Here is a 916-nt window from a genome sequence, read left to right on the forward strand (position 1 = left end):
GAGTGGGATCTGGCCATCGTTGACCTTTTTCTCAAAAAAGGAAGTGGGCTCGGGGTGTTGGAGGCTTGTAAGTCAAGGCAACCACTTCAGAAGATCGTGGTGTTCAGCAACTATGCAACCCCCGAAATGCGCAAGCGGTGTGCGGAGCTGGGTGTAGATGCGGTGTTTGATAAATCTACCGAAATTGATTGCCTGCTGGCTTATTGCGTGACCCAAAGCCAGAAACTGGACAGCGTCGCAAATGACGAGTCGACGCTCCAGCGCGCATGACAGGAGAATGGCATGAGTGAAGCCGGAACATTCCCCGTGCGGCGGCCTGGAGATAGTGCTGTTCGCGGATTCACGGCGGGATCGCGCGATCTTTCAGAAGATATTTTCCCGTCAGCGGAGGAGGCTGTATTGGCAGAGCGGGCTCACGCCGCGAGCGATTTTCAACCGCATGAACAAACTCCCCGACCTGCGGCTACGGAAAGCAGCGGCAGGCGGGCCTCGCTGATGCACTCTATCCGGGCTCAGGTTGCCGAGTATCCCTGCAAGTCGGCATTTATGGCTGCTGCCGTCGGTGCACTGGCCATGCTTTTGCTGCGATCTCAGGTGCGCCGCCGCATGGGTTCCCGCAGCCTGGCCAGATAATCTCAAGCTCCGGAGTCACCCATGCAGCTTCATGTTCCCGTTCCGCAGCCCAATCCCGGTGCTCCTGGTATTCATGTTCCCAATGAGGTGCCCCCGCTGATTGTTCCCCCTGCGCCGGGTACGCCTCCCGAAGTCAATGATCCGCCACCGCCTGAGCCGACGTTACCGATTCGTGAGCCGGCAACCAATGTGCCGCCGCAAGCGGTATAGCCGGTTCTCCATTTGTACGCAGGCGTACAACCGGCTTAAAGGCCAGCCTGCTGCCGCTGGTATTCAGCCCTCT

The 916-nt window shown here is 58.5% G+C and carries 1 protein-coding gene and 1 pseudogene; both read left to right on the forward strand.

Annotation, left to right across the window (positions count from 1 at the left end; genetic code table 11):
• Positions 1 to 270: pseudogene (locus AC1D0Z_RS22990) on the forward strand (hypothetical protein); the annotation flags it as partial.
• Positions 271 to 282: 12 nt separating this feature from the next.
• Positions 283 to 633 (forward strand): hypothetical protein, encoded by a 351-nt coding sequence (locus AC1D0Z_RS22995; protein WP_477660442.1) that lies wholly within the window; start codon positions 283 to 285, stop codon positions 631 to 633.
• Positions 634 to 916 lie beyond the last annotated feature (283 nt).

It is taken from the genome of Polaromonas sp. P1_E3, from assembly GCF_056405935.1.